At 41.7% G+C, this 14,374-nt stretch carries 12 protein-coding genes and 1 tRNA gene; 3 read left to right on the forward strand and 10 right to left on the reverse strand.

The window, feature by feature from the left end; genetic code table 11:
- Positions 1-187 precede the first annotated feature (187 nt).
- The gene (locus KHZ77_RS03070; RefSeq protein WP_295195615.1) at positions 188-1,372 is read left to right on the forward strand and encodes a cyclopropane-fatty-acyl-phospholipid synthase family protein; all 1,185 of its coding nucleotides are present in this window, start codon (positions 188-190) and stop codon (positions 1,370-1,372) included.
- 172 nt (positions 1,373-1,544) lie between these two features.
- Here the strand turns inward: KHZ77_RS03070 and KHZ77_RS03075 are convergent, their stop codons facing one another.
- Positions 1,545-2,255, reverse strand: a complete 711-nt coding sequence (locus KHZ77_RS03075; RefSeq protein WP_295195617.1) for a DUF554 domain-containing protein — start codon at positions 2,253-2,255, stop codon at positions 1,545-1,547.
- Positions 2,256-2,599: 344 nt separating this feature from the next.
- On the opposite strand from KHZ77_RS03075, the gene KHZ77_RS03080 reads away from it, so the two are divergent.
- Together KHZ77_RS03080 and KHZ77_RS03085 are read left to right on the forward strand one after the other, a co-directional pair.
- Positions 2,600-4,081, forward strand: coding sequence for an FAD-dependent oxidoreductase (locus KHZ77_RS03080; protein ID WP_295195619.1), 1,482 nt, complete (start codon positions 2,600-2,602; stop codon positions 4,079-4,081).
- Positions 4,082-4,139: 58 nt separating this feature from the next.
- Entirely contained in the window at positions 4,140-4,277 is a 138-nt protein-coding gene (locus KHZ77_RS03085) for a rubredoxin (protein WP_295195621.1), read from the forward strand.
- A 123-nt stretch (positions 4,278-4,400) separates the two neighbouring features.
- Here the strand turns inward: KHZ77_RS03085 and KHZ77_RS03090 are convergent.
- The 9 genes from KHZ77_RS03090 to KHZ77_RS03130 form a co-directional block, all read right to left on the reverse strand.
- Positions 4,401-4,491: transfer RNA gene (locus tag KHZ77_RS03090), tRNA-Ser, on the reverse strand.
- A gap of 295 nt (positions 4,492-4,786) precedes the next feature.
- Positions 4,787-6,475: a multicopper oxidase domain-containing protein gene (locus KHZ77_RS03095; protein WP_295195623.1), complete on the reverse strand. Its 1,689-nt coding sequence runs from the start codon at positions 6,473-6,475 to the stop codon at positions 4,787-4,789.
- Positions 6,476-7,041: 566 nt separating this feature from the next.
- Entirely contained in the window at positions 7,042-7,671 is a 630-nt protein-coding gene (gene epsC, locus KHZ77_RS03100) for a serine O-acetyltransferase EpsC (protein ID WP_295195625.1), read from the reverse strand.
- A gap of 72 nt (positions 7,672-7,743) precedes the next feature.
- Complete coding sequence (cysK, locus tag KHZ77_RS03105; protein ID WP_295195627.1) at positions 7,744-8,664, reverse strand: cysteine synthase A; 921 nt, start codon at positions 8,662-8,664, stop codon at positions 7,744-7,746.
- A gap of 915 nt (positions 8,665-9,579) precedes the next feature.
- On the reverse strand, positions 9,580-10,041 hold the full coding sequence (locus KHZ77_RS03110; protein WP_295195629.1) for a hypothetical protein: 462 nt from the start codon (positions 10,039-10,041) through the stop codon (positions 9,580-9,582).
- Between the two features lie 988 nt (positions 10,042-11,029).
- Entirely contained in the window at positions 11,030-11,659 is a 630-nt protein-coding gene (locus KHZ77_RS03115) for an SGNH/GDSL hydrolase family protein (protein WP_295195630.1), read from the reverse strand.
- Positions 11,660-11,747: 88 nt separating this feature from the next.
- Positions 11,748-12,440 carry a 7-cyano-7-deazaguanine synthase QueC gene (gene queC / locus KHZ77_RS03120; RefSeq protein ID WP_295195632.1) on the reverse strand — a complete coding sequence of 231 codons (693 nt, stop codon included), beginning with the start codon at positions 12,438-12,440 and terminating at the stop codon, positions 11,748-11,750.
- Between the two features lie 428 nt (positions 12,441-12,868).
- A complete protein-coding gene (locus KHZ77_RS03125) occupies positions 12,869-13,549 on the reverse strand; it encodes an energy-coupling factor transporter transmembrane protein EcfT (protein WP_295195634.1) in 681 nt (226 codons plus the stop codon).
- A gap of 9 nt (positions 13,550-13,558) precedes the next feature.
- Positions 13,559-14,368 (reverse strand): ABC transporter ATP-binding protein, encoded by an 810-nt coding sequence (locus KHZ77_RS03130; RefSeq protein ID WP_295195636.1) that lies wholly within the window; start codon positions 14,366-14,368, stop codon positions 13,559-13,561.
- Positions 14,369-14,374: the final 6 nt, after the last annotated feature.

Below are 14,374 nucleotides of genomic sequence, written 5' to 3' on the forward strand. Positions count from 1 at the left end.
GCCTTTAATGAAGCAGTCATAAAATTATAGTGATACACAAAATGCACTTACACGTGCTACCTGTTTATCGTTTTTTTATATATGTACTATTTATAATTGCAATTTAAAATCAATTGACATTTTAAGTGCACAGTTTTAGTATATATTAGTCAGACATATAAAATTTTAATAAGGAGGATGCCCGATTATGCTTGATATTATAGGTGAAAAACTAGAAGAAAAAGCTATGATTAATTTTCTCCAACGGTTTAACGCCAATCCCTTTAAAGTAAAATTTAAAGACAATGAATTTATAATCGGTGAAGGTGCTCCCTTATTTACCGTAACTATGAAGGAACCAATTCCTGTAAGTAAATTAATAAGCAGTACCTCCATCGCTCTCGGCGAAGCTTACATGGACGGCACCCTCGATATTGAGGGCGACTTATACTATGCGCTGAACCATTTTCTGGGGCAAATGGATCAATTTACAACAACCGGTGATGTGCTCAATAAATTGATGCACAATCCGCTCACAAAGAAACATCAGGCCGAAGAAGTGCAGAGCCATTACGACATTGGCAATGATTTCTATTCTCTTTGGCTGGATGAAACGATGCAATATTCCTGTGCGTATTTTAAAAATCCAGACGACACATTATACGAAGCGCAAATGCATAAAATTGACCATATTTTAGATAAGTTATATTTAAAAGAAGGCATGCGCCTCTTAGACATCGGTTGCGGCTGGGGCTTCCTGCTCATCGAAGCGGCCAAGAAATATAAAATTAAAGGCACCGGCATTACTTTGAGCCACGAACAGTATGAAAAATTCCAGGAACGGATTAAGGAAAATCACTTGGAAGATTATCTGGAAGTGCGACTCATGGATTACCGCGACTTACCAAAATCGGGACTCACCTTTGACCGCGTTGTGAGCGTGGGCATGGTGGAACACGTAGGCCGTCAAAATTACCAGCTCTTCAATGATGCCGTTGATTCCGTCCTCGTAAAAGGCGGGCTCTTCTTACTTCATTTCATCAGCGGCATGAATGAAAAGCCGGGCGACGCATGGATGAGCAAATACATCTTCCCGGGCGGCATGGTGCCAAGCCTTCGCGAAATGATTTCTGACATGACGGAAGATAACTTCCATGTACTGGACGTGGAAAATCTTCGCCTTCACTACAATTTGACCCTGTTGGAATGGGCCAAAAACTTCCACGCCCAACTTCCAACCATTCGTAAACAATTCGACGAGCGATTCATTCGCATGTGGGACTTGTACCTGAACGGCTGCGCCGCCGCCTTCTACAACGGCATGATGGACTTGCATCAAATTCTGGCAACTAAAGGCATTAATAATGAATTACCATTAACTCGTTGGTACTAATTATATTGTCCTGTTAGTATTAGTTGGTATTAATAGTATTGTCCTGTTGGTATTAATTGTATTGTCCTATTGGCATTAAGCTGCACAAATAGAAAAGGAGACTTATGTAACATAAGTCTCCTTTTTAATTTATCGGGATTACATCTACAGCTTTAATTTATCTAGATTACATCTACAGCCAAGCCCATAAAGCCGCCACGATTAAGGTTGGCAGCATGTTGGCAATGCGGATGTGTTTGTCCCATAAAAGGTTAACCCCTACAAGGAATATCATGAGCGAGCCCGTAAGTGCGATATTACTTAAGGCCTGCGCCGTAAGCCATGGTGCAATGAACACAGCCAAAGCCGTAACCGCCCCTTGTAAAAACCCTACAGGAACCGCCGAATAGATGCAACCTTTCCCCATAGTGCTGGTCATAATCATGACAATAATACAGTCCATCATGGACTTCGCAATCAAAATGGATGGATCGCCCGACGCATCCTGAATGGACCCGATAATGGCCATGGCTCCGATGCAGACCGTAAAAGACGCTGTTAAAAAGCCGCTGATAAAACCGCCTTCGCCGTCATTTTTACTCTTTACCTTCAGCCAGTTGCCAAATGTTTCCAATTTGCCATCCAAGTCGAGCATTTCGCCAATGATGGTTCCCACCACAAAGGTAACAACCACCATCATAATATTCGTCATAGTCAAGTGGCCATTTTCAATAACCAGCGATTCTTTCATGGCGCCGCCAAAGCCGATAAATAAAATACAAACACTCATGGCGGCCATAAGTGTTTCCAACAATCGTTCTTTCAAAAAGCGCCGTGCCGTGAGGCCGATAATCCCGCCTACCACAATGAGCGCCATGTTAATCAGCGTACCTGTTCCGGGCATACTATCACTCCCAATGTCTCTTCAATGATTCGTTCTCTCTCAATAACTTCTGTTAATGGCTAAATTATACCACAGAATTATATTTTATATAGACTTGAACGCAAGATTGTTGCACCACTATTTTCAATATTCAAAATAATTATTGATTAATATTTTTCAAAGTTTACTGAAATTGTTCACTATTTTTTTGCTTCCACATCTTTATGCTTCATATTTTTTACATAAATGTATTTTTCAATTTGATATTTGTTGATTTCAGGCGTACAATAGAAGTAAACATAATAGACTGATTAATGTTTGTTTTTAATATTGCATGATTTTCACACTGAAAAGAGGTAATGACTATGAACGAACAATTAGCTTTCTTTAGGAAGCCGGAACCGATTACGGACATCAAAGATGTCAAAACCTATGACATTGTCGTTGTTGGCGCCGGTTCGCCGGGGGTACCATGTGCGCTGAAAGCTGCAGAATTAGGTGCCAAAGTTGCCATTGTTCAGAAACTGAAATCCGCCATGGCCGGCGGCAATTTCGGTGCGGGCGTGTTACTGGACAAGAGCGATCCTTACGACGTAGCTCGTTTGGTTACTTTACTGGAAGCATCGGCAGACCATCGCGCTAAGCGAGGCCTCATTGAAATGTGGGCGAACCACTCCGGCGAAGCGGTAAGTTGGGTTATTGAACAGGCCAAGCTGGCAGGTGCTCAGGTTAAAGATATGGGCACACCGGTTCATACAGCCCTTCTAAAAAAACATGGCTTCAAAATTGAGTTTACCACTTGTGTTTTCGGCCCAAAACCATACAATACAGGTCAAGGTATGAAAGCACTTTGTAAGATGGCGGAAGAACGGGGCATCGACATTTACTACGGTACTCCGGGCCAACAGCTTGTGCAGGACGAAACCGGCCGAGTTACCGGCGTTATCGCCAAGTCTCCGGACGGATACATCCAGTTAAACGGCACTAAGGGCGTTGTTCTCGCCACCGGCGACTATGCCAATAATGATGAAATGATGCATTATTATTTACCTGATATGGATAATTTAGGCCGTAAGCGTTTCGGTTATGACGGCGACGGTCATAAAATGATTGCCTGGGTGGGCGGCCGCATGGAACATGTAGGCCATACGAAAATGGCCCATGATATGGACGCAGGCCCTGCCTCTATGATGGACTCTCCATATTTACGCGTAAAAATGAACGGCAAACGCTTCTGCGATGAAGCACTGGGCATGGATTTAATGAACTGCTACTTAACAAGCAAGGAAGACCAAGGTCACTATTGTCAGGTTTTCGACAGTACATATATTGATCAAGCCAAACGATTGGGCCTCGGTTTCGAAGATTTCGAATCCATTAAGCATTGGATGCCGGAAGAAACTGAAGTGGAACACACCGGCGTTGTACCGGGCCTCATCGCTACATTTAAAGCGGACACATTGGAAGAATTGGCTGCTAAGCTGAAAATTACAGACGTACCTACATTTGTAGCTACAGTAAAACGATACAATGAAATGGCGGAAGCCGGTCGCGATGTGGAATTCGGCGTAGAGCCTGAAAACCTCTGCCCGGTTCTGAAACCACCGTTCTATGGCATCCATCGCCATATTCGTTTCACAGTCTCCTGCTCCGGCATGGTTGTTAATGAACGACTCCAAGTCGTGGACGCAGAAGACAAACCAATTGAAGGTCTTTATGCCGCAGGCAATTTAGCAGGTCATTTCTATGGCAGTACCGACTATCCATTGGACGTATTTGGCTTAAACTTAGGCCATAACTATACCCAAGGATACGTGATTGCCAAAGAATTGATGGGCGAATTGTAAAACGACAAGACATATATTAGCCAAGAGGCGTGTTGTGATTCCTAAGGAGGAATGAACTATGAAAGACAAATATGTTTGCTCCGTTTGTGGTTATGTGTATGATGAAGCAGCTGAAGGCGTAGCTTTCGCTGATTTACCTGATGATTGGGAATGCCCAACTTGTGGCGTGCCAAAAGAAAAATTTGAAAAAATGTAATGTAAAACTAAGTTAGAATCCTTCCTTTGAAAACGTAAAAAAGCTCCTGTAAGACGATGATACATCGCTTTACAGGAGTTTTTGAATTACATATAATTTTTATCGAATTTAGGGCAAAAAAAATGGCGGAGGATTAGGGATTCGAACCCTAGCGACGGTAACCCGCCCTAACGATTTAGCAAACCGTCCTCTTCAGCCTCTTGAGTAATCCTCCAGTAGTCATAACTACTGAATAAGTATATCATTTTCATTCGAATATTGTCAATACTGTATAAAAATTTTGTCCGAATATGGTAAATTAAACTAATAAACTATGATAAACAGGAATAAACGGCTATAGACCGGAAAATAAAAACCTCTATTGAACAACGATTCCATCGGATCTCGCCATCAATAGAGGTTTTATTTTATATATTTTTTGCTATCGGATCCCTAATCCTCCGCCATTTCAGCGAAGAATAGAAATAGTTAACTACAAGCCAAAGGCTTTATCACGTCCGAATAAGAGTTTATTTTACTTGCAACTGCAACATCATGCCGTTTTCTTCGTGTTCAAGGATATGGCAGTGAACCATGAAGATACCAGGCTGTGTGAAGTGGATTCTAATGCGAACGTTTTCACCAGGTGCTACAGAGATTGTATCTTTCAAGCCTCTTTCGTCAGGTGTTGTAGGCACGCCGTTACGGGACACTACTTCAAATTGTACGCCGTGAATATGGAATGGATGGATCATACCCATCATGCCGTCAGAGTTGGAGATTTCCCAAACTTCAGTGCTCCCTAATTTTGCAGTCAAATCAATGCGGTCCATGGAGAATTTTTTACCGTTAATGGTTACATCTTTTGCCATGCCGGACATAACGATATGCTGCGCAATTTTATCAGTTGTAGCCGCTTTTTGAAGTTCTTCGTCATGTTTCTTTGTTTCAAAGTTCCATGTAGGAATTGTGTTATTAACACTTGCCGCACTATCTGTATTCCAGGATGCCGCTTTTCTGAATTCCAATACATTGATAGTTCCGTTCTGTGTTACCAAGCTTGGAAGTTTGTCGGCATTTGCATAACGGGAGAAATCAATCAATACTTCAGCGCGTTCGCCCGGTACTAAGGTGATTTCTTGCGTTGCTACCGGTGCTTCCAATAATCCGCCGTCACTGGCGATTTGATACATAGTAGAACCATCGCTTAAACGAAGTGTCATGTTACGTGCATTCGAACCGTCCAACAAGCGAACACGAACTAATTTCTTAGGCACTTCAAAGTATGGATTAATTGTGCCGTTCACTACTAATGTATCACCATAAACGCCGTCATCGGAGTAAGCGGATTTATAATCCCATTGGTTGTCTTTTGTAAATAAACGGTCTTGAATGGCTACCGGAATATCATCTACACCGTATTCATGAGGCAAGTTCAATTTACCGATTTCATTGTCATCGATGACAATCAGCCCTGCCAATCCTTTATATACCTGGCTTGCTGTAGAGCCCATAGCATGTGGATGGAACCAAGCTGTGCCTGCCGGTTGATTTACAGTGAATTCAATTTTACCGGTGCCGCCGTTAGCAGCGATTGGATAATGAGGACCACCGTCCACATCGGAACGAACGACCAAACCATGCCAGTGGAATGTTGTTGCTTCCGGTAAATTGTTAGTTAAATTAATGGTTACTTTTTCACCGCGTTTCATAAGTAACGCAGGGCCCAACACATTGCCGTTGTAACCATATGTAGCCGTTTTTTGACCGTCTTTAATATCGCTTTCACCGGTCTGCGCAGTCACGTTGTATACCATACGGCCATTTCCGTCAGGGGTACCTTTAACCAATGGAGGAATCGCCAAAGGACGTGGTGCCTGAGTAGACTGATGAAGTGTCATTGCTTCATCGTGCATGCCCATCATGCCCTGACCGGACATCATATTGTTCATCATCGTATTATGCATGGAATTTTGGTTCATCATGCCATTCATCATTGAACCGTTCATCATGCCATTGCCGTAGTTTTGGTTCGAGCTGCTCTGACCCATCATAGTATTCATCATGCTGTTCATGGAGTCTTGATCCATTACATCCTGACTCATCATACTTTGATTCATCATGCCGTTCATCATTTGCGCGTTTACCACATAGCCGCTGCCGGTCATCAAAGTCACAGCTAAGGCAAGTTTCGCCAATTTCATTTGATTTATTTTCATCGTTGTATCAATCCTTTCTCACACAACAATGTGTATCTAAAACACAACTTAGGTTATCAGTAAAACCGGTTTACTGTTACACAACAGCACATTTCCGTTCTATGTTGTTACATAACAACATATTTGATTTCTTTGCTTTCACATAACAACATATTTAATTTTTTCGAAGTACAACCAGTTCACAATTATCATAGCACGATAGGCCGGAAGGCTCAATACGGGGGTATACCCCTAAAATTAAAACTGCTATCCCCGTGCGCTTATCCAGTACGCACAGAAATAGCAGTTTCTATTGCAAAAGTGTTATATACCCCTACTTACTATAGGTATTTTATCCGATTCCTTTTGACAAATTTATGATAATCAGTGTCTCTCTCAATATAAGTCCCTGTTTTCAGGGGGAAGTGTATCTTTTCTCTCTTTTGGTTTTGTTTTAATGCTTAAGGATTAGTCCATTGTCGGCCTTGGCTTTTATTTTGCCTTGACTGGCAAATGAATCGAACCGGTTTATTTCAGACATTTGATTGTCACATCCACGTCTACGATAAAAAAGTTTTTGTCTTCTTCTAAATAAACCAAGCCATTTCATCTGTCATGTCTTTAGGTAAAAAAGCCACTTTATGCCGAGGTTTGCGCTTACTGCTTTCCACGATGTGGATGGCACGTTTCGGTTTGCGCACGACGATATTTTCCGGTTCTGTTTCGTAAATTACTACGTTAGCCGGTACATCGCGTTTAATAACTAAGTTACAGCCGATGCGGCTGCCGTCGCCAATGGTTATATCGCCCAGCACCTTTGTGCCGGCGCCGATAAGTACATCATTGCCTACGGTCGGATGGCGTTTCACCCGTCGGGAGCTCATGCCGCCCAGCGTAACGCCGTGGAACAAGGTTACATTGTCGCCTACAATCGCCGTTTCACCTATAACCACACCCATACCGTGATCGATGAATAAACCGGCTCCAATTTGGGCGCCCGGATGGATTTCTATACCGGTAGAATTCCGTCCATGGAGTGCCACACGGCGCGCCAGCAGTTTAAACCCGTGTTTATATAAACGATGGGCGAAAAAGTGCCAAAACAACGCTTTAATGTGCGGATAGGTCCACAGAACCATGAGCACCGAAGTGGCTGCCGGATCTGAGTCCATCACTCGTTTAATATTGTACCGAATAGATCTCCATAACTTCTTCATAGGGCCTCCCGTTTATATCGTCCTAACCTTAATTCCATCGGCATTCCACTGAAACGTAAGCACCTTGATAGCTTATGCTTTTACGTATTCTACATCGCCGAATTCAAGCATAGATAAGTATTTTTCAACTCCGTCCGGAGCGATAGCCACAACTGCAACGCCAGGATTCTGAGCTGCCAAGTCTTTTGCGGCTTTAATAGCTGCGCCTGCGGAAATACCGATGCTGATACCGGTTTCGCGCATAAATGTTTGTACTTGGTCAATAGCATCGCTGTCAGTTACTGTGCGAACTTCGTCCATCAAGCTGCGGTCGAAGTTGTCAGGAATAAAGCCGGCGCCGATACCTTGAATCTTATGTGCGCCACCTTTACCTTCAGAAATCATAGGAGAACCTGCCGGTTCAACTGCGACTGCTTTTACATCTTTTTTAAGTTCTTTCAACTTACGGGCAACCCCTGTGAAAGTACCACCTGTGCCGATACCGGCTACTACGATGCCTACATTAGGAACTTGTTCGAAAATTTCAGCACCGGTTGTTTCGTAGTGAATTGCAGGATTTGCAGGGTTCACGAATTGGCCTAATGTTACAGCACTTGGATTGTTATCAAGAATTTCCTGTGCCTTAGCAAGAGCACCCTTCATACCGGTTTCTTTTGGTGTTAATACTAATTGAGCACCATACGCTTTTACTAATTCGCGGCGTTCTTTACTCATACTTTCAGGCATTAAGATAACAACTTTGATACCGAGAACTGCACCAAGCATAGCAAGGGCGATACCGGTGTTGCCGCTGGTAGCTTCTACTAAAATTGTGTCCTTTTTAATCAGGCCTTTTTCCTGTGCATCACGCAACATACCGTATACGGCACGGTCTTTAACGCTGCCGCCGGCATTGTATTTTTCCAATTTTACATATACGTTAGTATCTTTAATTTGATAAACAGGTGTATTACCGATTAATTGCAAAGTATCATTTACAGGTTTCATACTCATTGTCTCTCTCTTCCTTTCATCAATTACATTTCGTATTTCTGAAATTATTATATTTTGTTTACTTTTACTTCCACTTACACGGCTCGATGTTATCTCGCCATACGATTTGAACAAATGATATCACATATCTACGAATCCATACATTTGTTAATTCATACATGGGCAACCCTGCAGTAGTCAGCCGTATATGTCATGTAAAATTAGCAAATCTATAAATCCGAAGATGTATGCGATGTGCCTCGATGTTGCAATAAAAAAAGCCCTTGATCACATCGTGACCAAGGGCGATATATCGCGGTTCCACCTTGTTTTATTTGACGCATGCGCCGAAGCGTTCATCAAATATCTCATACTGTACAGGCCTTTAATTATTCCAAAGACTGTATACAGATTCGCTGTAACGGGCGACTCCCGAAAAAGACTCCCCATCGATAACGCTGACCAATACTTCCTCTGAAGCATTAATCTGTTATCTTTGCTTTGCCTTCCTAACTCCAAGATGCACTTCCATATATGTCCTACGACCCGCTCTCACCGTCCGGGCTCTCTGCACATACTTCATATATGTACTCTTCTTTTCATCGTTTAAGCTCTATTCAAATCATAAACCTACTATAACACTATGAATTAGCCATGTCAACTTCTTTTTTACAAGTTTAACACATTTAATTAATTTTTAAAAGCATCAATATGCGTAATTTCCCGATTTTACCAATATATTTCAATACCCTTATCAAAATTTTTCAATCAGTTACATGTATGAAAAAATACATTTATGTATCATAAGAGGATAAAAGAAGATAAAAAGCCGACCCCATAATAGGGCCGGCTTCTGATTTTTTAGGAACAGTTAGTTACTATGTGTTGATTACTCAGTGTTAATTACTAAGCACTTAATTACTAAGCACTTAATTATTAAGCGTTAATAACCAATGTTAAATTGCTATCTTTTTGTGGAGCAGGTTCTTTGTCCTTAATATCTTTCTTTGGTGGCTTTGGAGCGTCTTTCTTTACTTCCGGTTTTTCTACTTTTTTGCGATTTTCATAATCGTTAGCCAATGCTACGCGGCGTTTTTCTTTGTCATCCTGACTTACAGCCGGTTTATTTTTCTGTTTATCAATAGCTTTCTGCTCTTTGTTATTGGCAGGTGCTTTTACGTTCTTGTCATTTGCACCCTTCTGATCCTTGTTCATATTTGGAGCTTGTGGTGCTTTATTAGCATCTTTAGCGTCCTTGTTATCATTTTGTGCATTCCATTGAATATTGGATTGGCTGTCATAAGGCATTACAGATGCAGCGTTTACAACAAATCCGATAGAGTTAGCCCATAAAGTTACGGCCGCCACAGGCACCATCAATACATACTTACGTTCCATAATTAAATCCTCCCTGAGTTTCATAATTATACAGATTTTACATTCTTGGAACACATTTTATTAGCGTATTCCATTTAATCTACTTACATGTATACGTCAATTTCTTATCTATACCCTCGTGTTACAAACAACTGTTTTTCTGAGGGAATACCTATAATATACGCATATTTTATGAGTTCAGTGTGAACGTTAAGTGAGAGTTTGATGAGTTCTGTAGAAATACCTTTGTATTTTCTCTAATGGAATCATCATTTTATACAATCGCATTCAATTGAATTTTTATTCTCATATACTTCACTATTTATTCATGATAATTAATGGATGACCACCCGCTCAACAAAAAAAGCTGCCAATCATAAGATTGACAGCTTATATTTACAAAGAAAAGTGCCCCAGCCCTTAGGGAGGAGGCTGAGGCAAGGTGTTCGTACATGTTTGTACTCACGATTAGGTATAGGTATTTAGAGGTTTTAACAAGTAGAATCACTTCCTATAATTCCGGGATAAAGAATTATATTAAGTCGTAATCACTAGGGAGAGTAATTACTGTTCTCTTGTTATGTACACATTATAACATGTAAATCTAATAATTTCAATATGTAAAATCTATTTTTTTCGATTTATTTTTCTAAAAATCTAAAAAAGGCTATAAACCCAGTCATAGAGCCTGTTTATAGCCTTTTATATTTTGAAATTTATTTGATTTTCATGGCGTTTTTAAGAAATTCTTACCATAATTTTACCAAAATTAAACATCCAACGAATCAAATACGCCCTTTTTATTGTGATATGGACAATCATAATTCATTCTGTTTATTAATTTTTAAAATCAAAAATTAATATGATATAAAATATTCGCCCCAATTAAGCTTCGCTCTGTCTAATAGTTTCGCTTAAGAAGATTATTCAATTAAAGAGCTAATCATCTCCGGCTCAAACTAAAAGTCTAATATTCACGGTCTACTACCATGGTCTAATACTCACGGTCTCAGACTAAAGGCCTAATAACCTCCGCAGCGATCTCATACATATAGCGATACCCCAATTCATTCGGGTGCACATCGCCGTCATAAATGATTTCCTTTCGGTCATCCGCCGCTCTCAATGTCTTATAAAAGTCTATAAACAGCATGTGATGAGCGCGGCAATATTCCAGCAGCTTGTCACGATACGCCTGAATAATCGCATTATCGCCATCCGGATCCCAGTCAATATGAGGGGGAATCCCCATAATAATCTGTGCACCGCGGGCGCGAATATACTGGATGCTCTTCAATAACGTTTTTAAACAATACTCCGCATCACGGCCCTGTAAAATATCATTCGTGCCACCCATGATAAAGACAATATCAAACGAAAGCTCTTTCGTAAGTTCACCAATACCGCATGAGCGACTTTGGCCATATATTGTGCCCTCAAATGATCCGCTATAACAGCGCTCCAGATTATTATAAATCGCCTGCAAACTGGCTCCATCCACGCCGGCATTGGTAACCGCCAAAGTAGTCCCCGGCTTCTTATGTGCCTCCAAGTCTTTAGCAGTCAGTTCTACCCATCCCAATCCGTATGGCACATCATAACCGCGCGTTAAACTGTCGCCAATAAATAAAATGTTCATCCTGACCTCCCTATGCTACCTATATTTCCTATACTTCCTATACTTTCCATACTCCCTCATAAGTACGCACAAACCTTTAACATCAAGTCTATTTTTTCATCAAAGGATCCACTGTACCGTTCAATTCGAAGGCTTTGATTCTGTCAATACACGTACCGCAGGTGCCGCAAGGTGTATCACCACCTTCATAGCAACTCCAAGTTAACTCATAAGGCACGTTCAATTTCAAACCTACGCCAACAAGCTGCGCTTTGTTCATCGCTGCAAACGGAGCCACCACATTTACTTTTTCGTAAGTACCCAAAGAGATAGCTTTGCCCATCGCTTCAATGAACGCTTCACTGCAATCGGCATAGGCATTACCTGCCGCATCATCCGCATGAGCGCCCAAATAAATTTCCACCTCTTCATCAGGGAACAGGCTCATTCCCAAGGCGGCCACAGAGGACATCATGAGGCCGTTTCTAAATGGCACATAAGTGCTTACAATTTGCCCCGGTTGCTCATCAATCTGTTCCGCGTAGCTTTTATGAACAATTTTCTCTGTAGAACCTTCCATCAATGATGAATTTGAGTATTTTAAAATATTAGCCAAGTTCAATTCGTAATGAGGCACTTCGTAGTATGCCGCAATGTTACGGGCACATGCTAATTCCTTATCATGCTTCTGACCGTAGAAAATCGACACGGCCACCACATTTTCCTTCCCTAATTTATCAATGGCTAAAGCCAGACAAGTGGTGGAGTCAACACCGCCACTGGATAATACAACTGCTTTCATGATTTACTCCTTTATATATAATTTCGTTTAACTGTGTACATATAATTCAGTTTCAACATATAGATACAATCTACGTTGAATATATTGTGATGCATGCGTTGCAATGTCCAGCAATATATACAAATGTGTAGACATGTGTTGCAATGTCTAGCAATGTATATAAATGTGTAGACATGTCTATACATTTATATAATACCACAGTGTCATCAGATAGAGGCAAAGAAAAACGACCACTCTGTAAGTTGCGATGTCTTACAAGAGAGGTCGTTTTACTAACCGGTAGCTCTACTAACTACCAGCTACGAATTACTAATTTTGCTAATTATTGATTTTACTAACTACAAAGTAAACTAGCTAATAATTAGTTAACTTGCCTGTTCATGATGAACTGCATTTGATTTAATGTTATTGTAATTCAACAACATTTATTACATCATGCCGCGTCCGTACATAATGAGTGCCACGGTGATGGCCACTAAGATGAGGACTACTACATAATCCAAGCCTTTCATACCAACTTTAGCTACGAAGCTGTGATCTTCATTGCCGAAGCCGCGAAGTTCCAAAGACAAGGCCATGGTTTCCGAACGGCCAAGGGATTTTAACAATAAAGGCTGTACGATTGAGCCATAGGATTTGCAGCGTTTGAAGAAGTTGCTGTTCAAGGCTAAGCCACGGCATGCCTGTGCTTCCTGTACGGCTTTGCTTTCCGCGATGAAGTCCGGTACGAAGCGAAGAGCCGCTGTAAACATAAATGCGTATTCGTAAGGAATTTTACACTGTGTTACAAGAGCTGCCGTTAAGTCCTGCAATTTTGTAGTAGCCAAGAGCATGATGAATACCATGGTCATGCAAAGCATGCGAAGGCCTGTTACATACGCAGATTCCAAAGTGCCGCCGCCCAAGTATTGAACCAAGGCAAGGAATACTGCAAAGATAGTTAAAGTCACAACTGCTTTATACTGTTTTACCAATAAGCCGGTCGCCAATAAGATTAAGAGTTCTAACGCTAACAGCATAAGCAGGTCAAGGGACGTGGTCAGCAAAATCGCCCAAACGGAGAAGGCAATGGTCATCAATATTTTAGTAAATGGTACTAATTGTTTCATCTTTACCTCCTACTCGGCCCGGCCTAATGCCAACATACGCCGTTCAAATTCTTTCATAGATTTGCAGTAGCCGATGCCCGGTACCGCTTCAGATAATTCCACACAAGGCGGTTTAGTTAAACCTAAGTCAAATAAATCGTTTCGTTTCGTAAATAGTTCTTCCGGTGTGCCGTCAAATGCTTTGGTACCATATCCGATAATAATGGCGCGGGTGCAATGACCGGCCATAATTTCCATGTCATGAGTAACCAAGATAATCGTCAAACCGGTAGCTCGCAAGGTTTCCAAAAGTTCCAACAGTTCTCTTGTTTCTTTACCGTCCTGACCGCTGGTCGGTTCGTCAAGAATAAGGATCTTGGAGTTCATTGCCAACGCGGAGGCGATGGCTACGCGCTGCTTTTCACCACGGCGTAGAGTTGGCGGATAAGCATCTTTCAAATGACTGATACCTGTCGACTCCAAAGCCTTAGCCGTAATGTCCGCTACTTCCGCTTTCGTATACCCCAGCTGTTCAGGACCGAACGCCACTTCTTCGCCTACAGTAGGGCGGAACATTTGGCGGTCCGGCTGTTGAAATACATAGCCGATGAAACGGCCTCGTTCTGCCGGTTCCAATTTAGTAATGTCGCGGCCGTCATACACGATAGTGCCGCCACGCGGTTTTTCCAAGCCCATCAACAAACGTGTTACCGTCGTTTTACCGGAGCCGTTACGACCGCCCAAAGCGATGAACTCGCCCTTACCGATGTTAAAGTCTACATCGTCAATTATATCGCGACCGGCCACATAGCCGAATCGTAAGCCTCTAACTTCTAACATTTATTC

This window comes from Veillonella sp. (assembly GCF_018364065.1).
Lineage (GTDB): Bacteria > Bacillota > Negativicutes > Veillonellales > Veillonellaceae > Veillonella_A.

Bases quoted from the DNA above. Each gene is read 5' to 3' on its own strand.
- queC (WP_295195632.1), bottom strand. From the start codon at position 12,440: ATGAAAGCAGTTGTATTATCCAGTGGCGGTGTTGACTCCACCACTTGT.
- KHZ77_RS03110 (WP_295195629.1), bottom strand. From the start codon at position 10,041: ATGGAACGTAAGTATGTATTGATGGTGCCTGTGGCGGCCGTAACTTTA.
- KHZ77_RS03115 (WP_295195630.1), bottom strand. From the start codon at position 11,659: ATGAACATTTTATTTATTGGCGACAGTTTAACGCGCGGTTATGATGTG.
- KHZ77_RS03070 (WP_295195615.1), top strand. From the start codon at position 188: ATGCTTGATATTATAGGTGAAAAACTAGAAGAAAAAGCTATGATTAAT.
- KHZ77_RS03075 (WP_295195617.1), bottom strand. From the start codon at position 2,255: ATGCCCGGAACAGGTACGCTGATTAACATGGCGCTCATTGTGGTAGGC.
- KHZ77_RS03125 (WP_295195634.1), bottom strand. From the start codon at position 13,549: ATGAAACAATTAGTACCATTTACTAAAATATTGATGACCATTGCCTTC.
- KHZ77_RS03080 (WP_295195619.1), top strand. From the start codon at position 2,600: ATGAACGAACAATTAGCTTTCTTTAGGAAGCCGGAACCGATTACGGAC.
- epsC (WP_295195625.1), bottom strand. From the start codon at position 7,671: ATGAAGAAGTTATGGAGATCTATTCGGTACAATATTAAACGAGTGATG.
- KHZ77_RS03095 (WP_295195623.1), bottom strand. From the start codon at position 6,475: ATGAAAATAAATCAAATGAAATTGGCGAAACTTGCCTTAGCTGTGACT.
- cysK (WP_295195627.1), bottom strand. From the start codon at position 8,664: ATGAGTATGAAACCTGTAAATGATACTTTGCAATTAATCGGTAATACA.
- KHZ77_RS03130 (WP_295195636.1), bottom strand. From the start codon at position 14,368: ATGTTAGAAGTTAGAGGCTTACGATTCGGCTATGTGGCCGGTCGCGAT.
- KHZ77_RS03085 (WP_295195621.1), top strand. From the start codon at position 4,140: ATGAAAGACAAATATGTTTGCTCCGTTTGTGGTTATGTGTATGATGAA.